The sequence below is a fragment of the Bosea sp. RAC05 genome, assembly GCF_001713455.1.
In the GTDB taxonomy this organism is placed as follows: Bacteria; Pseudomonadota; Alphaproteobacteria; order Rhizobiales; family Beijerinckiaceae; genus Allobosea.
Map to the genome: position 1 here is coordinate 3,186,522 of NZ_CP016464.1, position 21,608 is coordinate 3,208,129.

Sequence of the window (21,608 nt, forward strand, 5' to 3'; positions counted from 1 at the left end):
TCGCGATCCGGCCCCCGGCATGAGCGGCGGCGGCAAGACAGGAGGCGGCAAGGCCGGGGGCAAGGGCACCGGTTCGTCGAAGACGGGCGCGACCAAGGCCGGCGGGGCCGGCGGCGCGCGCGTGCCCGGCAAGCAGGCTCCCAAGACCGTGGCCGGCGGCGGCGGCGCGCGAGACATGCGCGTCAAGGTCAAGAAGGCCGGCAAGCTCAAGCATTCCTCGCAGCTCTGGCTCGAGCGCCAGCTCAACGACCCCTATGTGAAGCGCGCCCGCGAGCTGGGCTACCGCTCCCGCGCCGCCTTCAAGCTCGAGGAGATGGACGACAAGTACCATTTCCTGAAGCCGGGCCAGAAGCTGATCGATCTCGGCTGCGCGCCGGGCGGCTGGTGCCAGATCGCGGCGGCGCGGATCGGCCTCGACAAGGGCAAGGGCCGCATCGTCGGCATCGACCTGCTGCCGGTCGACCCCATCCCCGGCGTCGACCTGGTCGAGATGGACTTCATGGACGAGGAGGCCCCCGCCCTCCTCACCCAGCGCCTGGGCGGTCGCGCCGACGGGGTCATGTCCGACATGGCCGCCAACACCACCGGCCACAAGAAGACCGACCACATCAAGATCATCGCGCTCGCCGAGGCGGCGCTCGACTTCGCCCATTCGGTGCTGGCCCCGGGCGGCTTCTTCCTCGCCAAGCTGTTCCAGGGCGGCGACAGCGCCACCCTGCTGGGCGGGCTGAAGCGCGACTTCACCACGGTGCGCAACATCAAGCCGGCCTCGAGCCGCTCGGATTCCTCGGAACTCTATGTCCTGGCGACGGGGTTCCGGCGCAGGGCGGAAGAGCCGGGCGAGGACGCCGCGTAGTGTTGGTTGGGCGCCAGGAGGCCGCCGTTCAGTCCCGCTCCGGAAACAGATCGCGCGGCAGCCGATCGGGCCGGTAGGTCCCCGGCTTGCTCTTCTCCACCGAGTGCCAGACCCATATCCCGAAGCCGGCCAGCGCGAGCATCGGGAACAGTATCTCCGCAACAGGGATGGTGCCGTCCGCCGTCTTCAGCAGGATGAAGCCGCCCGCGCCACCGAAGACGATCAGGAAGATGACGAGCGCGATCTGCAGGACGCGGTGCCGGCCCTCCGGCACGCCGCGCAGGAAGCGGATGCGCGCGGCTTCCTCCAGCGGAATGCGCCGGTGCAGATCCTCGACAAAGGCGATGAAGACGGGATCGCGCTCGGGATCGTCGGCGCCCCATTGGCTGCCGGAATGCACCTGCAGCGGGTTGCCGCGATCGAAGACGAGTTCGATCATCGTCTCCCAGGGGCTGCTCTTGCCGCCCTGGACTGCCTGGATCCGCACCGAGCGCAGTTGCGAGAAGGGGCGCAGCCCGTCCCGGCCGTCGAGCGCATAGCGGACGCCCTCGTCGCTCAGCGTCAGCCGCGCCTCCGCGCGCTTGAGGCGCATCGAGCCATCGCCGATCGCGAGGTCGTAATCAGCCGGGGCGCGAGGTTCCACCGGGTCCATGCCGCATCCTGCCCTGCCGAGCCGGCCGATGACAAGACGCGCGCGACGGCCGCTACTCCAGCGGCTTCTGGTCCGAAATCGCCTGCGCCGTCGCCTTCGGCGCACTGGTTGGCGGCTCGGTCAGGATATGCCCGGACACCTCGGCCCCGGCATCGGGGGCGAGCCGCGCCATCATCAGCACGGAGGAGGCCGAGATCAGTCCGACCAGCACGAAGGCGGGCCAGAAATCGGCCGCACCCAGCGCGCCCCCGCCATGGACGAGATTGGCGGCCTCCAGCGCGAAGGCGCCGATGGTGACGCCCATGCTGAGCGAAAGCTGCTGCGCCACGCTCGACAGGCTGGTCGCGCCCGACATGTCCCGGTTGGAGACATCGGCATAGCTCAGCGCATTGATGCCGGTGAACTGCAGCGAGCGGAAGCAGCCGCCGACCAGCAGCACGCAGAGCATGATCCAGTGCGGCGTCGACGGCGTGAACAGCCCGGACGCCGCGAGGAAGGCCGCGCCGACCACGGCATTGACGGTCAGCACGCGCCGGAAGCCGTAGCGGGCGAGGATGGTCTTGGCCGCCGTCTTCATCAGCAACGCGCCCGCCGCCGAGACGAAGGTGATCAGCCCCGACTGCAGCGCGTCGAGCCCGAACCCGAGCTGCAGCATCAGCGGCAGTAGGAAGGGAATCGCGCCGATGCCGGTCCGGAAGATCGAGCCGCCGACGACCCCGATCCGGTAGGTCGGGATCTTCAAAAGCGACAGGTTCAGCACGGGATGGGCGACGCGTCGCGAATGGAACCAGTAGGCGACGAGCGACGCGATGCCCGCGGCGACGCAGCCATAGGAGACCGCTTCGGGCACGAGATGGCGCCCGCCCGTCGCCAGCCCTAGCATCAGGCTGGCGAAGCCGAAGGCCGAGAGCAGGAAGCCGCGAATGTCGAGCGGGGCGACGTCCTCCTCGCGCACATCCTCGAAGAACAGGCTCGCCAGCACGATGCCGACGATGCCGATCGGGATGTTGATGAAGAAGATCCAGCGCCAGTCGAAATAGGTGGTGATGAAGCCGCCCAGCGGTGGCCCGACGACGGGGCCGACCAGCGCCGGAACGGTCAGATAGGCGAGCGCGCCGACGAGCTCGGCCTTGCTGACGCTGCGCAGGATCACGAGGCGGCCGACCGGGACCATCATCGCCCCGCCCATGCCCTGCACGAAGCGCGCGCCGACGAAGGCGCCGAGCGAATTCGACAGCGCGCACAGCACCGAGCCCAGCATGAACACCGCCAGCGCCGCCCGGAAGATCGTGCGCGCGCCATAGCGGTCCGCCATCCAGCCGGAGATCGGGATGAAGACCGCGAGGCTGACGAGATAGGAGGTCAGCGCCAGCTTCAGCGCGATCGGATCCTCGCCGAGCGACTGCGCGATCACCGGCAGCGAGGTCGCGATCACCGTCGAATCGGTGTTCTCCATGAACAGCGCACAGGCGACGATCAGGGGCAGGAGCTTGGCGCGCTGCAAGACGGATGTCCTCGCGGGGAGATGGCAGCCTTAACGCCCGCAGCCGGGCAAGACGAGGGCAGGATCGGCGCAGAATCGGCTCCAGACCGGGCGCGACGCGCAAGGCCGCCATGCGTTTCATTCCAGACCCAGGCTCCGGAGCAGCGCTGCCATGCGTTTTGCGCCGTGACATCCAGCGAAACGGACCCCCATCTGAAGGATGCAGGGGCGCAAACCGTCACGCTTCCGGAGGTCTCCGATGTTCGACCGTCTTCCTTTCCCCGCGCTGCGCCAGGGCCTTCGCTTCACCGGGCTGTGCATCCTCGCCGGGCTCGGCCTCGCCGGTGCGAGCGGGCGCGCCGCCCAGGCCCAGCCGGCCCCGGGCCCTTCGACCAGCTGGGAAATCGGCTGCGCCCAGAGCGTGGTCTCCCCCGGCTACGGCGACGCCCTTCGCGTCATGAACTGCATGCGCCAGAAGGACTGCCAGGAGATGGCCAACCGCGAGGGCCACAGCGTTTTCGCTGCCGGCTGCTTCGGCGTCTCCCCGAGCCCGGCACGCGTGCCCGCCGGCGCCGTGCGCTCGAACCCGCAGCGCCAGGGTTAGCCCCGTCCCTCTCCCGACCGCCAACCTTCGCCGCGCCGCAGCAAATTTTGTGGCGCGGCGCTCTAGCGGCGGCGGGGAGCCCATGCTAACGGGCCTCGTCAACCCGGTCGCGGGCGCCTCCCGCAAGACCGCAGCAGAACCGGCCCCGGGCCGGTGTCGGAGTTGACGATGACGCTTATGCTCGATGGCCTGATTCGCGACGGTCTCACCTTCGACGACGTGCTGCTCGAGCCCGGCCCCTCCGAGGTCATGCCGGCGGATGTCGACATCCGCACCCAGCTCACCAAGACCATCTCGCTGAACCTGCCGATCATCGCCTCCGCCATGGACACGGTGACGGAGGCCAGGATGGCAATCGCCATGGCGCAGGCCGGCGGCCTCGGCGTGGTCCACCGCAATCTCGAGGCCGACCAGCAGGCCGCCCAGGTCCGCCTGGTCAAGAAGTTCGAATCGGGCATGGTCGCCAACCCGATCACGATCTTCCCCGACGAGACGCTGGGCGATGCGCTCGCCATCATGAAGCACAACTCGATCTCGGGCATCCCGGTGGTCGAGCGCGGCCCGCAGGGCCACAAGGGCAAGCTCGTCGGCATCCTCACCAACCGCGACGTCCGCTTCGCCGCCAATCCCGAGCAGCCCGTCTCGGAGATCATGACCAAGGACCGGCTGATCACGGTGCGCGAGGGCGTCACCCAGGAGGAGGCGCGCCGCCTCCTGCACCAGTTCCGCATCGAAAAGCTGCTCGTCGTCGACGACCATCACCGCTGCATCGGCCTGATCACCGTCAAGGACATGGAGAAGCAGGTCGCCCACCCCAGCGCCGCCAAGGACGCCAAGGGCCGCCTGCTGGTGGCGGCGGCGACCACGACCGGCGATCTCGGCTTCGAGCGCTCGGAAATGCTGATCGACGCCGGCGTCGACATCATCGTCGTCGACACCGCCCATGGCCATTCCGCCAAGGTGCTGGAGGCGGTGACGCGGGTGAAGCGGCTCTCCAACGCCGTCCAGGTCATCGCCGGCAACGTCGCCACCGCCGGCGGCGCCCAGGCGCTGATCGATGCCGGCGCAGATGCGATCAAGGTCGGCATCGGCCCGGGCTCGATCTGCACCACCCGCATCGTCGCGGGCGTCGGCGTGCCCCAGCTCACCGCGGTGATGGACGCGGCCAACGCCGCCAGCAAGCACGGCATCCCGGTCATCGCCGATGGCGGCATCAAATATTCCGGCGACCTCGCCAAGGCGCTCGCCGCCGGCGCGTCCTGCGCCATGGTCGGCTCGCTGCTGGCCGGCACCGACGAGACGCCGGGCGAGACCTTCCTCTACCAGGGCCGCTCCTACAAATCCTACCGCGGCATGGGCTCGGTCGGCGCGATGGCGCGCGGCTCGGCCGACCGCTACTTCCAGCAGGACATCAAGGACGCGCTCAAGCTCGTGCCCGAGGGCATCGAGGGCCAGGTCGCCTATAAGGGCCCGGTCTCCAGCGTGCTGCACCAGCTCGCCGGCGGCCTGCGCGCCGCGATGGGCTATGTCGGCGGCAAGGACCTCGCGGACTACCAGTCCAAGGCGCGCTTCATCCGCATCACCAGCGCCGGCCTGCGCGAGAGCCATGTCCATGACGTGACGATCGTGCGCGAGAGCCCGAACTACCCGACGCGCTCCTGACAACGGGCAGCGCGTCTATCCACCGTCTTCTGCGGCACGGCGGCCCTTCGCGGGGCCGCCGTGCTTGCATTCGGGCCCCATCTTCGCTTCCCTGCCGGGCATGCGAGGTCCGGCCCGTGGCCGCGCGCCCGGCCGGTCGGAGACGCAGATGTCGCTGAAGCTCGTCTATCCCGCGCTGGCCCTGATCTTCTGGATGTTCGTCGTCCTCGGCATCCTCTTCCTGCGGCGCAAGGCCGCCTTCGCCGGCAAGCACGTCCGCATGGCCGACGTCGCGGTCTCGACCGAGGCCTATCCGCAGCCCGCCCGCCTGGCGGCCGCCAATTTCGCCAACCAGTTCGAGACGCCGGTCATCTTCTTCGCCCTGATCATGCTGGCAATGGAGGTCGGTGCCACCGGTTATGCCATGGCGGTGCTGGCCTGGCTCTTCGTCGCCAGCCGGGTCGCCCACACGCTGATCCATGTCGGTTCGAACGATCTGCGCCTGCGTGCGCCGGCCTTCGGGCTCGGCGTCGTCGTGCTCTTCTGCATGTGGATCGGCGTGGTTCTCGCGGTCCTCTGACGACGCCAGTCCCGCGCCAGCCCATCGCGTTAAGCATCCGGCCCGTTTTGCGGGGAGCGGGTCGGCCCGGCGTTGAAGCTTAACGGAAAGTAAACTACACCCTTCGGGCGGCGGACGGGTCATCGAGCGTAGAGTGGAGTCGACGCGATGTTGCGTGTCCGGGAGATTATAACGCAGGGCTCGTCCTGCGCTGGCGGCGCTTCGGTCGCGCCCTCTCCCGAGGCGATGCCGTCACCCCATGGACGCCCCCTTCGCCTCGCGGCCCTCGCCGCGGCCGGGATCGCGCTCGGCGCGGCCGGCACCGTGCTCACCGTGTCGATCGTCCAGGCGGAGGACGATGCCGGAATCCGCGCCTTCCACCTCCAGGAAGCGGCCAACCGGCAGGCCTCCCGGCAGGGAGGCTATGGCACCTATGGCGCCACCGGCCGGCCGCAGCCGCAGGCGGCCGCCTATGCCCCGGCCCGCTCGGGCTGGCAGGTCCCGCTGCTGCAGATGCAGCCGGACGGCCGCATCGCCCACCCGCCGGTCGATCTGAACCCCTTCCGCCAGGGTGCCGCCGACGCAGCCCGCAAGCCCGCCAAACGCAATCAGCAGGCCCGCATCGACGCCGTTTCGGGAGCGACCGATGTGGCGCGGACCTTCTGCGTGCGCCTCTGCGACGGGTTCCACGCGCCCCTCGGCCATCTCCGGGCGGGCTCCGACCTGAAGGCCCATGAAGCCCTCTGCAAGGCCAACAACCCGGGCATCCCGGTCAAGGTCTTCCGCCTCGCCTCCGGCGTCGCCGACATCGGCGAGGCCCAGTCGGCCGACGGCCAGCGCTACCGCGCGCTTCCCATGGCCTACAGCCACGAGACCACGCGCGACGCCGCCGCCTGCCGGCCGGCCATCGTCCAGGCCGGCGAGCGCCGCGTCTCCCTGCTGCGCGACTTCACGTTGCGCCCCGGCGACAGCGTCGTCCTCGACGGCAAGGTCCGCACCTTCGTCGGTGGCTCGGGCTGGCCCTACAGCCCGCGCGACTTCCGCGATTTCCGCAGCGCCGGCGAGCTCTCCAAGAGCCAGCGCCGCGAGATCGACGAACGGGTCGGCATCTCCCGCCTGGAGGCCCAGGCGCGCGGCGTCCGCCGGCAGATGCTGCTGCGCGAGGCCAGCCTGCGGGACGACAGCGTCGCCAGCGACGCCGACCGCTTCATCCTGCGTGGCTCGCTCGATCCGGTGCGCCGCGGCCCCGTCCGGGTGATCTCGCTGGTCGTGCGGGATTGAGGCCGGGCCGGGAGGCCGGGTCACCGGCCGAGGACGTGCTGCCCGCATTGTTTAGAAACCGTCAAAACAAGATGCAGTTTTGAAGCGATCTAAGCCTCTGTTCTAACAGGCTTTTTAGTTGACGACCGCGTTGCCCGTCACTACCGCTCCTGACGCAATGCGAAGAACGGGCCTTGAACCCGAAGGAGCAAGAACATGATCCACGCGACCCGTCTGTCGGCTCTGGCGCTCGCCTCCTGCCTGCTGGCCGCCCCGGCCCTGGCCCAGACCGTCAACCTCTACACGACGCGCGAGCCGGCTCTGCTCAATCCGGTCATCGACGCTTTCACCAAGGACACCGGCATCAAGGTCAACGCCGTCTTCCTGAAGGACGGCCTGCAGGAGCGCGTCGCGGCCGAGGGCGCCAACAGCCCCGCCGACGTCATGCTGATGGTCGATGTCGGCCAGATCAACGCCCTCGTCGATGCTGGCATCACCCAGCCGATCAAGTCCGCGCTCGTCGACAGGACGGTCCCGGCCGCGCTGCGCGGCCCGGCCGACAACTGGGTCACGCTGACCCAGCGCGCCCGCATCGTCGTCGTCTCCAAGGATCGCGTGAAGCAGGATGCGATCACCTATGAGGAGCTCGCCGATCCCAAGTGGAAGGGCAAGGTCTGCATCCGCTCGGGCCAGCACCCCTACAACAACGCCTTCTTCGCCGCCTACCTTGCCCGCAACGGCGCCGAGAAGACGGAAAGCTATCTGAAAGGCCTGAAGGCCAACCTCGCCCGCAAGCCCGGCGGCGGCGACCGCGACGTGGCGCGCGACATCCTGTCCGGCCAGTGCGACATCGCCGTGATGAACACCTATTACATCGGGCTGATGAGCGAGGCGAAGAACGAGCAGAAGGGCTGGTACGAGGCGATCAGGCCGCTGAAGTCGACCTTCGCCAATGGCGGCACCCATGTGAACGTCTCGGCCGCGGCCATCGCCAGGAACGCGCCGAACAAGGACAATGCCGTCAAGCTGATCGAGTACATGCTCGGCGACAAGGCGCAGACCCTCTATGCCGACGGCAATTTCGAGTTCCCGGTGAACCCGGACGTCAAGGAGAGCGCCGCGGTCAAGCTCCTCGGCACGATCACCCCCGACACCACGCCGCTCGGCGACGTCGCGAAGAACCGCAAGGCCGCGGCCGATCTGGTCGACAAGGTCGGCTTCGACAATTGAGCCTGAGCGTCTCCCGCTCCGAGATCCGGCGGCCGCCCCTTCTGGGGCGGCCGTCGACTCGTCTGGTCTATGTCGCGCTGCTGGGGGCGGGCCTCGTCCTGCTGCCGGTCCTGGCGCTCGCGCTGACGGCCCTGTCCTCGCAGGCGGCGTCGATCTGGCCGCATCTGGCGGCCAATGTCCTGCCGGCGGCGCTGCGCGACACCGGCCTGCTGCTGCTCGGCGTCGGCCTGCTCTGCGGCCTGATCGGCGTCGGCACCGCCTGGCTGGTGACGCAATTCGAGTTTCCGGGCCGGCGCAGCCTGGAGTGGCTGCTGGTGCTGCCGCTCGCCCTGCCGACCTACATCACGGCCTATGTCTATGTCGAAGTCCTCGGCTTCCAGGGCCCGTTCCAGAACGCCCTGCGCGCCCTGACCGGCTGGCGCTCGCTGCGCGACTACTGGTTTCCCGATCCGCGCAACCTGCCGGGCGCGATCTGCATCATGGCGATCGTGCTCTATCCTTACGTCTATCTCAGCGTCCGCGCCCTGTTCGGGCTGCAGGCCGCCGCGATCGTCGAATCCGCCCGCACGCTGGGGGCCGCGCCGGGCCGTCTGTTCTGGCGCATCGGGCTGCCGATGGCGCGGCCGGCCCTGGCGGCGGGGCTGACGCTGGTGCTGCTGGAGACGCTCAACGACATCGGCGCCAGCGAATATCTCGGCGTCCGCTCGCTGACGCTGTCGATCTACACCACCTGGGTGAACCGCAACTCGCTCGCCGGCGCCGCCCAGATCGCCTGCGTCATGCTGCTGCTGGTCGTGCTGCTGATGGGGATCGAGGCCAGGCTGCGCGGCCAGCGGCGCTTCGCCCTGCCGGTGCGCCAGCCGCGGGCCGTGGGGCGCGTGCCGCTGCAAGGCGGGCGGGCCGCCGCCGCCACGCTCGCCTGTGCCCTGCCCGTCCTCTTCGGCGCCCTGCTGCCGATCGGCTTCCTCGCGACGGAGGTGCTGCGCCGCGGTCTCTGGCAGCAGCTCGACGGCGCCATGCTGCGCGCCCTGTTCAATGCGCTCGCCTTTTCGGCCCTCGCCTCCGGCATCGTCATCCTGCTCGGCGTCGGCATCGCCGCCGCCCGGCGCCAGGGGCGCGAGCCCTGGCTCCCGGCCCTGTCGCGCCTGGCGTCCCTCGGCTACGCCGTGCCCGGCACCGTGCTCGCGCTCGGCCTGCTGGTGCCGCTGGCGGCGCTCGACAATGTCGTGGCGGACGCGCTGCGCCGCTGGTTCGGAGTGAACAGCGGCCTGCTGCTGATCGGCTCGGGGGCGGCGCTCGTCCTCGCCTATGTCGTCCGCTTCCTCGCCATCGCCGTCTCGGGCGTCGAGAGCGGCCTGTCGCGCATCTCGCCGCGGATCGACGACGCCGCCCGCACGCTCGGCGCCAGCGCGCCCGAGGTGATGCGCAAGATGCACTGGCCGCTGGCCCGCCCCGCCGTCGCGGCCGCCGCCCTGCTCGTCTTCGTCGATTGCCTCAAGGAGCTGCCGGCGACGCTGCTGCTGCGTCCGCTCAATGTCGAGACGCTCGCCACCACCGTCTATGGCCATGCCTCCCGCGGCGCCTTCGAGGACGGGGCGCTCGCCGGGCTGCTGATCGTACTCGCCGGCCTCTACCCGGCGGTGCGGCTGGCCCGCGCCGGCGGGCGGCAGGCCTGAGCCGGCTCGACAAGCCCCGGCCATCGTCCTAAACCGGGATATGAGCGGAACGGGGAGCCGGGCGGTGCCCGACACCTCGCCCGCCGGCTGGACGTGACGCGGGGCTGCTGCCCGGACCGAGGCTGCGCCGGCCGGCGCCGCCTTCCGCTCTGGCGAGGGTTCGCAGGCCTGCCGGCAGGGGTCTTTCGCCGCTGACGATCTCCCGAACGGCGGCCCGCCGGCGTTCGCAGCGCCTCCCGTGCCGTTGCCCCCTCTCTCGCCACACGGATACCCGCCCCCAAGCTTCATGACGCGACGCGCCTCGATCCTCGCCTACAGCCTGATCCTCGTGCTCGGTCTCCTCGGCCTTCAGTCCTGGGGAATCGCGGTCGCGCGGGTCGAGCGGCATGTGATCGGGGCGATCGAGGCGCGCACCGGCCTGACGGTGACCGCGCTCGAGCGCGCCGAGATCGCCTTCCTGCCGCTGCCGCGGATCAGCCTGTCGCAGGTCGCCTTCGCCCAGCGGGACGGCTCGCTCGCCGGCCGCGCGCTGCGGCTGCGGGCCCAGGCCCGGCTCCTGCCGCTCTTGGCCGGCCGGATCGATTTCGACCGGATCGACCTCGTCGGGCCGCAGCTCGACGTGGCGGTCGCCCAGGCCGGCGACAGCCCGGCCGACTGGCTGGCCGGCCCGCTCGACGACCTCCAGCGGCTGCGCGGCCAGAGCCGCATCGTGATCACGGCCGGCTCGGTCTTCCTGCGTTCGGAGGGCGCGATCCGCAGCATCCTGCGCGACGTCAACCTGGTCCTGGCCGAGCGCGAGGCGCTGGCGCCGCTGGCCGTGACGGGCACCGTCACCTGGCGCGGCGTGCCGGCCGAGATCAGCCTGCTCTGGCCGGTCGCGACGGCGCGCGGTCGCACCCTGCTGAGCGTCGATGCGCCGCTCCTGAAGCTGCAGTTCGACGGCCAGCGCAGCAGCGCGCCGGAGACGATCACCACCGGCCAGCTCACGCTGGCGACCCGCTCCCTGCCGGACCTGCTCGGCTGGTTCGGCGAGGCGCCGCGCCTGGCGAGCGCGATCGGGCCGCTCTCGCTCAGCGCCGATCTGCGCGTGCGGCCCCACGACACCGCCCTCAGCAATGTCGTCCTGCGCCTCGACGGCGACCGCCTCGACGGGGCGCTCAACCTCGCGACGGCGGCGGGGCGGACCGCGCTCTCGGGCACACTGGCGGGTGCGACGCTGGATGTCGGGCGTCTGCTCGGGCGGGTCGCCTGGCCCTCCGCCTCGCTCGCGCCCGATGCCGCCCCCCTGCCCTTCGAAGCCTGGACCGCGCAGGATCTCGATCTGCGCATCTCGGTCGAGACCGCGCGGCTGGACGGCGCCAGGCTCACCGATGTCGCGACCTATCTGCTGGTCAAGAAGGGGCGCTTCGAGGCCGGGATCGGCCGCGCCAGCGCCTATGGCGGCAGCCTCAAGGGGCGCCTGCTGGCGACCACGACCCCGGCCGGCGTCGACGTCAAGCTCACCGGCGGGCTCGACCGGCTCAATCTCGGCCGCGCCGGCGCCGATCTGCCGCCGCTGGCGCGGCTGAGCGGCACCGCCGCGCTCCAGTTCGCCCTCGACGGGCTCGGCCACACCCTGCCGGATCTCGTCGCCTCGCTGAGCGGCAAGGGCAGCCTGAGCCTGCGCCAGGGCGAGCTGTCGGGCTTCGCCTTCGCGGAGCTGATGCGCCGCGCCGAGCGCAATCCCGGGCTCGCCCTGCGCGACTGGCGCCAGGGCAAGACGGCGTTCGAGAGCGCCGGTGCCACCGCCACCATCGCCAACGGCGTGCTCACCCTCGCCGACGCGCAGATGAGCGGCCAGGGCTACCGCCTGACCCTCGTCGGCACGGCCGGCCTCGCCGATGCGCAGCTCGACATGGCGGCGCTGCTGCAGCCCGCCACCGGCCCGCTGCGGCTGCCCTTCCGCCTGAAGGGCCCGCTCGCGGCGCCCGCCTTCGACCTCCAGGCCGAGTCGCTGCTGCGGCCCGCGGCAGCCGGCGAGGCCGAGCCAGCGCCCTCGCGCTGACGCCTCGCATTTGCCCTTCCGTCGCCGGCCGCCTTGCGCTTGGATGCGGCAAGGCCGCGTGACGGCCGACCGGGACGGCGACGGGAGAGCGGACGATGAAACACTGGATCGCGGCCACGGCAGGCCTTTTGGGATGGGTGGCGATGGATCTCTTGAACGGCGGCGCCCCGGCGGCGGCCCAGGAGCTGATGACCGAGAAGAAGGTCTTCACCCTGCCAAGCTACACCACGCAAAGCGGGCGCACCCTCAAGGACGTCAAGGTCGGCTGGGAGAGCTACGGCACGCTCAACGCCGACAGGTCGAACGCCGTGCTGATCTGCCACTTCTTCTCGGGCAACTCGCACGCCGCCGGCAAATACGCGGCCACGGATGCCGCGCCCGGCTATTGGGACGCGATCATCGGCCCGGGCAAGGCGATCGACACCAACAAGTATTTCGTCCTCTCGTCCGACACGCTGGTGAACCTCAACACCGGCGATCCGAAGACCACCACCACCGGCCCGGCCTCGATCGACCCCGACACCGGCAAGCCCTATGCGCTCGACTTTCCGGTCGTGACCATCGCCGACTTCGTCGCTGTCCAGAAGGCCCTGGTCGAGAGCCTCGGCATCAAGCGCCTGGCGTTGGTCGCCGGCCCCTCGATGGGCTCGCTCCAGACCTTCGAATGGGCGGCGCGCTACCCCGAGATGGTCGCCAAGGCGATGCCGGTGATCGGCGCCGGCGAGGCCGATGCGCAGCTGATCGCCTGGCTCGACGTCTGGGCCGCGCCGATCCTGGTCGACCCCAACTGGAACAAGGGCGACTATTACGGCAGGACGCCGCCCCATGCCGGCCTCGCCAAGGCCCTGACCGTGGTGACCCTGCAGGCCAACCATGCCGACTGGGCCAACGCCACCTTCGGCCGCCGCCCGGCCAGGGAGGGCGAGGACCCGGCGAAGTCGCTCGGCAGCAAATTCCAGGTCCAGAGCATCCTCGACAATGCCGGCGAGGCCCGCGCCAAGGTCTCCGACGCCAACCATTTCCTCTATCTGGTCAAGGCCAACCAGCTCTTCGCGGCCGGCGGCACCTCGATCGCCGACGCCGCCACGAAGATCAAGGCGCCGGTCCTGCTGATCACCCAGCCCAGGGACCTCGTCTTCACCGCCGACATGGTCGACCGCACCGCCGACACGCTGAAGAAGGGCGGCGTCGACCTCAGCCATGTCCACATCCAGGGCTCGCGCGGCCATCTCGACGGCGTCATCTCGATGAAGCAGGCGGAGGGCGCGATCCGGGCGTTCCTGGAGAAGTAGCCTCACTCCCGACCACAGCACTCTTCAGCACAACTTGCATGTCTCTCAATTGAGAGACATGCTTGGTGGGGTCCTGATGGGAGCACAGACGGTGGCCGCACGAACCTCGATGTTGCATGTCCGAATCGACGATCAGCTCAAGGCCGAGGCCACGGAAACGCTCGCAGGTTTCGGTCTGTCCGTTTCTGATGCAGTCCGGATCCTGCTGACCCGCGTGGTGAAGGAAGGCGGCCTGCCGGCAGGGCTGGCCGTCGATCCGGAGGCGCATGACCTCTGGTTTCGGGCCAAGGTTCGCGAGGCCCTGGCCGACCCGGCGCCTGGCCTGTCGCATGATCAGGTCATGGACGATGTTCAAGCGCTGATCGACAGGAAGCGTCTTGCCAGGGCCTGAATGGCTTCCCGTTGCGCGCGATGACCTGATGTCGATCGTCGGTTACATCGCCGACGACAACCCGGATGCTGCTCAGCGGCTGAAGGACGAGATCGAAGCGAGAGTGGCGAAGCTGATCGCATTCCCCGACCGATTTCGCCCCGGGCGCGTTGAAGGCACCCGCGAAATGAGCGTCGGGCCGAACTACGTCGTCGTCTATGCTACCGGTGGCGCCACCATCCGCATCCTGAGGGGGTTGCACGCCGCCCGGCAATGGCCCCCGGACAGCGACTAGCTCCCGCCTTTCTCAGGCCCCCTACCCCGCCCGGACCACCGCCCGCACCCCGTCGATCACGAACTGCACCGCCAGCGCCGCGAGGATGACGCCGAGCAGGCGGGTCAGGACGATGTTGCCGGTGATGCCGAGCAGGCGGGCGAGCGGCGTCGCCAGCAGGAAGACGACGAGGCAGGAGAGGATCACCAGCCCGCAGATGATCGCCAGCGCCGCCAGCCGCAACGGGTCTCCCTCCGCCCGCCCCGCGAGCAGGATGATCGCGGTCAGCGCGCCCGGCCCCGCCATCAGCGGGATCGCCAGCGGGAAGGCGGCGACGTTGCGGATGTGATCCTGGGTGATCGCGGTGGTCGCGGTCTGCTGCTTGCGCTCGGTGCGCCGCTCGAACACCATCTCGAAGGCGATCCAGAACAGCAGCAGACCGCCGGCGATGCGGAAGGCCGGCAGCGAAACGCCCAGCGCCTTCAGCACGATATCTCCCGCGACCCCGAAGAAAGCGAGGATGCCGAAGGCGATGATGCAGGCGCGGATCGCCACCTGCCGGCGCTCGGCCACCGACATGCCCTGCGTCAGCGACAGGAAGATCGGCGCCAGACCCGGCGGGTCGAGCGTCACGAGCAGGGTGACGAGCGCAGAGGTGAGGAAGTCCAGTTGCATGGCGGTGATTTGACCACGCCGCGCGCGGCACAGGAAGAGCCGGGGGGCGGATGAGCGGCGGCCCGCGCTCGGCCCTCATCCTGAGGAACTGCGCAGCCGCGTCTCGAAGGATGCTCCCGGAGGCTCAGAGACCCCTGAACCATCCTTCGAGACGGTCGCTGAAGCGCCCTCCTCAGGATGAGGGTTGGAGCAACTGACAAGTCTCCGGCACATCGGACGGAGGCCAAATCGAGCCGCGCCGACGCTCAATCAAGGCGGCAATGTGGAGGGCATCGGTAGGGGATTCCGAAATGACACTCAAGCAACTGATTTCATTGACTTAATTTTCCACCGAAAAGCCGGCGGCGCGGCTGGCCTAAACCGGCGGAATCGGCTAGCCAGAAGCTTGAAAAACAACCGGAATCGGGACCCCATCCCTTGAGCGACGACACAGACGACAAGCGCCCGGGCGAGCCGCAGTTCGGCGGCGAGATCAAGCCGATCGCCATCACCGACGAGATGAAGAAGAGCTATCTCGATTACGCCATGAGCGTGATCGTGAGCCGCGCTCTGCCCGACGTCCGCGACGGCCTCAAGCCGGTGCACCGGCGCATCTTGTTCTCGATGCACGAGAACAAGAACCTGCCCGACCGGCCCTACACCAAATGCGCCCGCATCGTCGGCGACACGATGGGTAAGTACCATCCGCACGGCAATCTCGCGGTCTATGACGCGCTGGTCCGCATGGCGCAGGATTTCTCGCTGCGCCTGCCGCTGATCGACGGCCAGGGCAATTTCGGCTCGATGGACGGCGATAGCCCGGCGGCCGATCGCTACACCGAAGCCAGGCTCGACAAGGCGGCGATGCCGCTGCTCGAGGATCTCGACCTCGACACGGTCAACTTCCAGCCGAACTATGACGGCAAGGAGCATGAGCCGACCGTCCTGCCGGCGCGCTATCCGAACCTCCTCGTCAACGGCGCCGGCGGCATCGCTGTCGGCATGGCCACCAACATCCCGCCGCACAATCTCGGCGAGGTCATCGACGCCTGCGTCGCGCTGATCGACAACCCCGAGATCACGATCGACGAGCTGATCGAGATCGTGCCCGGCCCCGACTTCCCGACCGGCGCCTCGATCATGGGCCGCAGCGGCATCCACGCCGCCTACCACACCGGCCGCGGCTCGATCGTGATGCGCTCGAAGACGCATATCGAGGAGCTGCGCAAGGAGCGCGAGGCGATCATCGTCACCGAGGTGCCCTACCAGGTGAACAAGGCCTCGATGGTCGAGAAGATCGCCGACATGGTGCGCGAGAAGCGCATCGAGGGCATCTCCGACCTGCGCGACGAATCCAGCCGCGAGGGCGTGCGCGTCGTCATCGAGATCAAGCGCGACGCGCTGGCCGATGTCGTGCTGAACCAGCTCTACCGCTTCACCCAGCTGCAGACCTCCTTCGGCTGCAACTTCGTCGCGCTCAATGGCGGCCGGCCCGAGGTGCTCAACCTGCGCGACTTCATCGTCGCCTTCGTCGAGTTCCGCGAGGAGGTCGTCTCCCGGCGCACGCGCTTCCTGCTCAACAAGGCCCGCGAGCGCGCCCATGTGCTGTGCGGCCTGGCGACGGCCGTGGCCAACATCGACGAGGTCATCCGCCTGATCCGCACCGCGCCGACGCCCGCCGTCGCCCATGCCTCGCTGATGGACCGCGACTGGCCGGCCGAGGACATCGCCCCGCTGATCGCGCTGGTCGACGATCCGCGCCACCCGATCAACGCCGACGGCACCTACCGCCTGTCGGACGCCCAGGCCAAGGCGATCCTCGAGCTGCGCCTCGCCCGCCTGACGGCTCTGGGCCGCGACGAGATCGGCGACGAGCTGCAGAAGCTCGCCACCGAGATCGCCGATTATCTCGACATCCTGCGCTCGCGCGCCCGCATCCAGGACATCATCAAGGGCGAGCTCGCCGAGGTGAAGGCCGCCTTCGCCACGCCGCGCCGCACCGTGATCCAGGACTGGGGCTCCGACCTCGACGACGAGGACCTGATCGCCCGCGAGGACATGGTCGTCACCGTGTCCCATGCCGGCTACATCAAGCGCGTGCCGCTCTCGACCTACCGGGCGCAGAAGCGCGGCGGCAAGGGTCGCTCCGGCATGGCGACCCGCGACGAGGATTTCGTCGCCCGCCTCTTCGTCGCCAACACCCACACGCCGGTGCTGTTCTTCTCCTCCGAGGGCCAGGTCTACAAGGAAAAGGTCTGGCGCCTGCCGCTGGCGGCGCCGAACGCCAAGGGCAAGGCGCTGGTCAACATGCTGCCGCTCGATAAAAACGAGCGCATCACCACGATCATGCCGCTGCCGGAGGACGAGGCGAGCTGGGACACGCTCGACGTGATGTTCGCCACCGCGTCCGGCGGCGTCCGGCGCAACAAGCTGTCGGACTTCGTCAACGTCAACCGCGCCGGCAAGATCGCGATGAAGCTCGACGAGGGCGACCACATCGTCGACGTGCAGATCTGCACCGAGAACGACGACGTGCTGCTGACCACCTCGGCCGGCCAGTGCATCCGCTTCGAGGTCACCGAGGTCCGCGTGTTCAAGGGCCGCGATTCCACCGGAGTGCGCGGCATCACGCTCGGCAAGGGTGACGAGGTGATCTCGCTCGCCATCCTGAAGCATCTCGACGCCACGCCGGAGGAGCGCGCCACCTATCTCAAGGACGCCGCCGCCCAACGCCGCGCCCTCAATGGCGAGGCCGAGGATGCGGCGGAGGCACCGGCCAATGGCGATGGCGAGGAGGCGGCCGGCGAGGTCGAGCTCGGCGCCAAGCGGCTGGAGATGCAGCTCGCCGAGCAGTTCATCCTGACGGTGTCGGAGAAGGGCTACGGCAAGCGCAGCTCCTCCTTCGAGTACCGGGTCACCGGCCGCGGCGGCAAGGGCATCGTCGCCATGGTCGTCAACGACCGCAACGGCAAGCTGATCGCCTCCTTCCCGGTCGAGGACCGCGACCAGATCATGCTGGTCACCGATGGCGGCCAGGTCATCCGCGTCCCCGTCGATGCCGGCCCGGGCAACCGCATCCGCATTGCCGGCCGTTCGACGCAGGGCGTGACGGTGTTCAACACCGACGCCAGCGAGAAGGTCGTCTCGGTCGAGCGCATCGGCGACGAGGGCGACAGCGAGGATGGCGAGGCCGAGGCTGGCCCGGCGCCGGAGGGCGCGAGCGAAGCGTAAGCGCTTCGCTGCCAGCGAAAACACGAAAGGGGCTGCAGCGATGCAGCCCCTTTTTCATTGAGGTTCGAGTTGTTCCGGGGACGCGTGTCATCCCGGCCGCAGCGAAACAGAGCGCCGGGATCCATCGTGGAGCAAAACGAACCAAGGTCTTGGTTCTACGATGGATTCCGGATCAGCGCGGCTTCGCCGCTTGTCAGGAATGACGGCCGATGTGACGCCTGCGGGACGGCCCGGCTTGCGGCGCTACCGCGCTCACACCGTCTCCAGCAGCCCCTTGATCAGCGCCTGCCGGGGCGCGATCGACGAGATCAGCGCGTATTCCGACAGCGTATGGGCGCCCTCGCCGTCGATGCCGAGCCCGTCCAGGGTCGGCACGCCGAGCGCGGCGGTGAAGTTGCCGTCGGAGCCACCGCCCGTCATCGGGCAGTCCTGCAGATCGAATCCGATGCCGGCCGCGATGGCCCGCGCCGTCTCGAACAGCGCCGCGCCTTCGGGGGATTTCTCATAGGGCGGCCGGTTCATCCCGCCGGTCACGCTGATGCGGACGTCCGGGTCCTTGGGCACGAGGCCGAGGATCTGGCTCTCCAGCGCGGCGCCATCGGCGGCCGTGGCGACGCGCAGATCGACGCTGAACCAGGCATGCTGCGGAATGACATTGGCCGCCGTGCCGCCGCCCATCAGCGCCACCGTGGTGGTGACGCCGCGGGCGTAATCGGTCAGCCCCTCGATGGCGAGGATCTGGTGGGCGGCTTCGCGGATCGCGCTGCGGCCATCCGCGTGGCGCGCGCCGGAATGCGCCGGGCGCCCCTCGAGCTTGACCTCGAAGCGCCCCACACCTTTCCGCGCCGTGACGATCTTGCCGCCCTCGCGCGCCGGCTCGGTGACGAGGACGGCGGCCGAGGCCCGGCCGATCTCCTCGATCAGCCCGCGCGTGGTCGGCGAGCCGATCTCCTCGTCGGGCGTGAACAGGAACACCAGGGGCCGCTTCGCGCTGCCCGCCAGCGCGACCTGCTTGAAGGCCTGCAGCGCGAGATAAGCCCCGCCCTTCATGTCGTAGACCCCGGGCCCATAGAGCCGGTCGCCCTCGACCCGCACGGGCAGGTCGCGCGTACTCGTGCCGACGGGATGGACGGTGTCGAGATGCGACATCACGGCGAGGCCGGCCTCGCCCGTGGCGCGGCCCGCCCGCAGGATCAGGCTGTCGCCGAGCCCGTCGCGGCCGGGAATCCGCTCGACCGCGATCGGCAGGCCTGCGACCTCGGCGGCGACGAGATCCATCATGCCGTTGACGCCGGGGGCGTGATGGGTGGGGCTCTCCAAAGCGAGCCAGACGGAGAGGGCGGAGACGGGATCGGGCGTTCTCATGATGCGCGAACCTTGGCCGCGAGCGCCCGCGCCGGCAAGCGCGGAGACGGGCATCGGCGCCCTGCCCTGTTCGCATGGCATGCGTGTCGAACCCGGCTTGACTTGTATTGGATTTGTATCTTTCATGAGGCCTCCTCATCCGGGATGCGCGCGTGATCCGCTACCAGGAAATCGCCGAAAGCCTCGAACGCGGCCTCGCGGCCGGCGGCGGCGGCGCCCGTGCGGTGCCCTCCGAGCATGACCTCTGCGAGCGCTACGGCGCCAGCCGTACCACCATCCGCGCCGCGCTGAAGCAGCTCCAGGAGCGCGGGCTGATCGAGCGCCGCCAGGGCCAGGGCACCTTCTACCGTCCCCGCCACATCGCCAAGCATCTCGGCAGCCTCGTCGATTTCCACACCGAGGCGCGCATGGCCGGCCGCGTGCCGACCACGCGCGTGCTGTCGCTCCGCGCCCGCCCGGCCACCGCCGACGAGGCGGCGCTGTTTGGGCCGGCTGCCGCCGCCGGCCTCGTCGACCTCACTCGCCTGCGCGGCCTCGACGATCAGCCCGCCGTGCTGCAGCGCTCGCGCCTCGGGCTCGCGACGCTGGGCGAGACGCGCGACGCCGATCTCGAGAACGCCTCGCTCTATCGCTATCTCGCCGAGTGCCGCGGGGTGCAGGTCGCCACGGTCGAGGAGACGCTGGAGCCCTGGTCCGTCAGCGCCGAGGAGGCCGGCCCGCTGGCGATCGCGCCGGGCACGGCGGTGTTTCGGTCCCAGCGCGTGGCGCGGGACGCGGATGGCGCGGTGGTCGAGGTCAGCGACAACCTGATCCGCGGCGACATCTACCGCTTCACCATCCATCGCGACGTCACGGACGCGGCCCCGGGAGCCACCGCATGAGCGTCGTCCTCGCCTGCGATCTCGGCGGCACCAGTTTCCGTGCCGCGCTGATCGACGAAACCGGCACGACCCGCGCACAGGCCATGATCCTCGGCCCGACCGCGATCGACCGTATGGGCTGGTCGGAGATCGACGCGACCGCCTGGTGGCGCATCCTCGTCGAGGCGGCCGGACAGCTCGCGCAGGCCGAGCCGGACCTGTTTGGCCAGACCGAGGCCATCGCGATCTGCGGCGTCACCCGCACGCAGGTTTTCCTCGGTCGCGACGGGCGCCAGCTGCGCCCGGCCATGACCTGGAAGGACACGCGCTCGGAGGCTGCCGCAGGGCGGCTGCGCGAGCGGCTGGGCGACCATCCCGAGGCGCAGCGCATCAACGCCTTTCACCCGCTGGCGCGGCTCGCCTGGCTGCGGGAGGAGGAGGAGGCCTGCTTCCGGGCGCTCGCCTGCGTGCTCGAGCCCAAGGACTACCTCAACGCCCGCCTGACCAGCCGCCAGGCCGGCGACCCCGTCTCGATGGCGCGGCTGCTGGCCTCCCGCGAGGTGGTCGGTGGCGTCGATCCCTTCGCCGCGATCGGGCTTGCCGCCGGCCTCCTGCCGCCCATGCTGGAGCCCTGCGACCCGGTCGGGCCCGTGCAGCCCGGCCTGCCCGCGCCGCTCGACCGGCTGGCCGGCCTGCCCGTGTTCTGCTCGTCCAGCGACACCTGGGTCGCGGTGGCGGGCCTCGGCGCGCTGCGGCCGGGCTATGCCTACAACATCTCCGGCACCACGGAGGTGCTGGGCGCCGTCGGTCTGGAGCCGGTCGAGGCCGAGGGCCTGCTGACGGTCGACTGGCGTGGCCTCTGGCAGATCGGCGGGCCGAGCCAGAACGGCGCCGACACCGTCTCCTGGCTGCTTTCGCTGCTGGCGCGGGATGCTCAGGACCGGGGATCGACCGGCCAGCGCATCGACGCGCTCTTGGCCGGACGCCGGCATCCGCAGCCGCTGCTGTTCCTGCCCTATCTCCAGGGCGAGCGCGTGCCCTACTGGAATCCCGCCCTGCGCGGGGCGATCCTCGGGCTCGGCCGCCAGCATGGCGCGACCGACCTGGCCTATGCCGTGCTGGAGGGCGTCGCCTTCCTGAACCGGATCGTGCTGGAGCGGGCCGAAGCCGCACTCGGCTCAGCCGTCGGCGAGATCCGCTTCGGCGGCGGCGCAGCGGCCAATCCGGTCTGGAGCCAGATCAAGGCGGATATCTGCGGGCGGCCCGTGGTCGTCGGCGCCTCCGGGGAGCCAGGCCTGCTCGGCGCCGCGATCGTCGCCTGGACCGGGCTCGGCCGCTTCGCCTCGCTGGCGCAGGCCCAGGAGGCGCTGGTGCGGCCGGCGCGGCGTTTCACCCCGGCGCCCTCGCGCCGGGCCGCCTATGAGGCGCTGTATGCGCTCTACCGGCGCAGCGAGGCGGCGCTCGCCCCCCTCTCCGCCGACCTCGCCACGCTCTCGCGCAGCGCCGGCGCCCTGCCCGGCATCCACGCCGCGCCCCTGATCGCCAGCAAGGACTGAC

18 protein-coding genes are annotated in these 21,608 nt (G+C 70.0%); 14 read left to right on the forward strand and 4 right to left on the reverse strand.

Translation table 11 applies throughout. The annotated features are described in order from the left end of the window. Positions 1-19: 19 nt before the first annotated feature. Complete coding sequence (locus BSY19_RS18520; RefSeq protein ID WP_083247694.1) at positions 20-856, forward strand: RlmE family RNA methyltransferase; 837 nt, start codon at positions 20-22, stop codon at positions 854-856. Between the two features lie 28 nt (positions 857-884). Here the strand turns inward: BSY19_RS18520 and BSY19_RS18525 are convergent, their stop codons facing one another. Both BSY19_RS18525 and BSY19_RS18530 read right to left on the reverse strand, forming a co-directional pair. Then, the gene (locus tag BSY19_RS18525) at positions 885-1,508 is read right to left on the reverse strand and encodes a hypothetical protein (RefSeq protein WP_069055429.1); all 624 of its coding nucleotides are present in this window, start codon (positions 1,506-1,508) and stop codon (positions 885-887) included. Between the two features lie 52 nt (positions 1,509-1,560). Continuing rightward, complete coding sequence (locus BSY19_RS18530; protein WP_069055430.1) at positions 1,561-3,012, reverse strand: MFS transporter; 1,452 nt, start codon at positions 3,010-3,012, stop codon at positions 1,561-1,563. A 238-nt stretch (positions 3,013-3,250) separates the two neighbouring features. On the opposite strand from BSY19_RS18530, the gene BSY19_RS18535 reads away from it, so the two are divergent. From BSY19_RS18535 to BSY19_RS18580, 10 genes are all read left to right on the forward strand, one after another. Continuing rightward, positions 3,251-3,595, forward strand: coding sequence for a hypothetical protein (locus BSY19_RS18535; RefSeq protein ID WP_069055431.1), 345 nt, complete (start codon positions 3,251-3,253; stop codon positions 3,593-3,595). A gap of 168 nt (positions 3,596-3,763) precedes the next feature. Continuing rightward, positions 3,764-5,257 (forward strand): IMP dehydrogenase, encoded by a 1,494-nt coding sequence (gene guaB / locus BSY19_RS18540; RefSeq protein WP_069055432.1) that lies wholly within the window; start codon positions 3,764-3,766, stop codon positions 5,255-5,257. A gap of 148 nt (positions 5,258-5,405) precedes the next feature. Beyond that, positions 5,406-5,816 carry an MAPEG family protein gene (locus BSY19_RS18545; protein ID WP_171905174.1) on the forward strand — a complete coding sequence of 137 codons (411 nt, stop codon included), beginning with the start codon at positions 5,406-5,408 and terminating at the stop codon, positions 5,814-5,816. Between the two features lie 225 nt (positions 5,817-6,041). Beyond that, positions 6,042-7,076, forward strand: a complete 1,035-nt coding sequence (locus BSY19_RS18550; protein ID WP_069055433.1) for a DUF2865 domain-containing protein — start codon at positions 6,042-6,044, stop codon at positions 7,074-7,076. A 195-nt stretch (positions 7,077-7,271) separates the two neighbouring features. Next, positions 7,272-8,285: an extracellular solute-binding protein gene (locus BSY19_RS18555; protein WP_069055434.1), complete on the forward strand. Its 1,014-nt coding sequence runs from the start codon at positions 7,272-7,274 to the stop codon at positions 8,283-8,285. Further along, on the forward strand, positions 8,282-9,961 hold the full coding sequence (locus BSY19_RS18560; RefSeq protein WP_069055435.1) for an ABC transporter permease: 1,680 nt from the start codon (positions 8,282-8,284) through the stop codon (positions 9,959-9,961). The genes BSY19_RS18555 and BSY19_RS18560 overlap by 4 nt, the downstream gene beginning before the upstream one ends. A 286-nt stretch (positions 9,962-10,247) precedes the next feature. Continuing rightward, positions 10,248-12,005 (forward strand): AsmA family protein, encoded by a 1,758-nt coding sequence (locus BSY19_RS18565; RefSeq protein ID WP_069055436.1) that lies wholly within the window; start codon positions 10,248-10,250, stop codon positions 12,003-12,005. 143 nt (positions 12,006-12,148) lie between these two features. Next, the gene (locus tag BSY19_RS18570) at positions 12,149-13,297 is read left to right on the forward strand and encodes an E22 family MetX-like putative esterase (RefSeq protein ID WP_069055437.1); all 1,149 of its coding nucleotides are present in this window, start codon (positions 12,149-12,151) and stop codon (positions 13,295-13,297) included. A gap of 91 nt (positions 13,298-13,388) precedes the next feature. Further along, the gene (gene relB, locus BSY19_RS18575) at positions 13,389-13,688 is read left to right on the forward strand and encodes a type II toxin-antitoxin system RelB family antitoxin (protein ID WP_069057235.1); all 300 of its coding nucleotides are present in this window, start codon (positions 13,389-13,391) and stop codon (positions 13,686-13,688) included. Next, positions 13,675-13,962, forward strand: coding sequence for a type II toxin-antitoxin system RelE/ParE family toxin (locus BSY19_RS18580; RefSeq protein WP_083247697.1), 288 nt, complete (start codon positions 13,675-13,677; stop codon positions 13,960-13,962). The genes relB and BSY19_RS18580 overlap by 14 nt, the downstream gene beginning before the upstream one ends. A gap of 21 nt (positions 13,963-13,983) precedes the next feature. Here the strand turns inward: BSY19_RS18580 and BSY19_RS18585 are convergent, their stop codons facing one another. Next, positions 13,984-14,616, reverse strand: a complete 633-nt coding sequence (locus tag BSY19_RS18585; RefSeq protein WP_069055439.1) for a MarC family protein — start codon at positions 14,614-14,616, stop codon at positions 13,984-13,986. 417 nt (positions 14,617-15,033) lie between these two features. Between BSY19_RS18585 and gyrA the strand changes: the two genes are divergently transcribed. Further along, positions 15,034-17,826, forward strand: a complete 2,793-nt coding sequence (gene gyrA / locus BSY19_RS18590; protein ID WP_069055440.1) for a DNA gyrase subunit A — start codon at positions 15,034-15,036, stop codon at positions 17,824-17,826. Between the two features lie 252 nt (positions 17,827-18,078). On the opposite strand, the gene BSY19_RS18595 is transcribed toward gyrA, so the two are convergent. Continuing rightward, a complete protein-coding gene (locus tag BSY19_RS18595; RefSeq protein ID WP_069057236.1) occupies positions 18,079-19,191 on the reverse strand; it encodes a M20 family metallopeptidase in 1,113 nt (370 codons plus the stop codon). Positions 19,192-19,343: 152 nt separating this feature from the next. On the opposite strand from BSY19_RS18595, the gene BSY19_RS18600 reads away from it, so the two are divergent. Both BSY19_RS18600 and BSY19_RS18605 read left to right on the forward strand, forming a co-directional pair. Next, complete coding sequence (locus tag BSY19_RS18600) at positions 19,344-20,072, forward strand: GntR family transcriptional regulator (protein WP_069055441.1); 729 nt, start codon at positions 19,344-19,346, stop codon at positions 20,070-20,072. Then, a complete protein-coding gene (locus tag BSY19_RS18605) occupies positions 20,069-21,607 on the forward strand; it encodes a xylulokinase (protein WP_069055442.1) in 1,539 nt (512 codons plus the stop codon). Before BSY19_RS18600 ends, BSY19_RS18605 begins: the two co-directional genes overlap by 4 nt. Position 21,608: the final 1 nt, after the last annotated feature.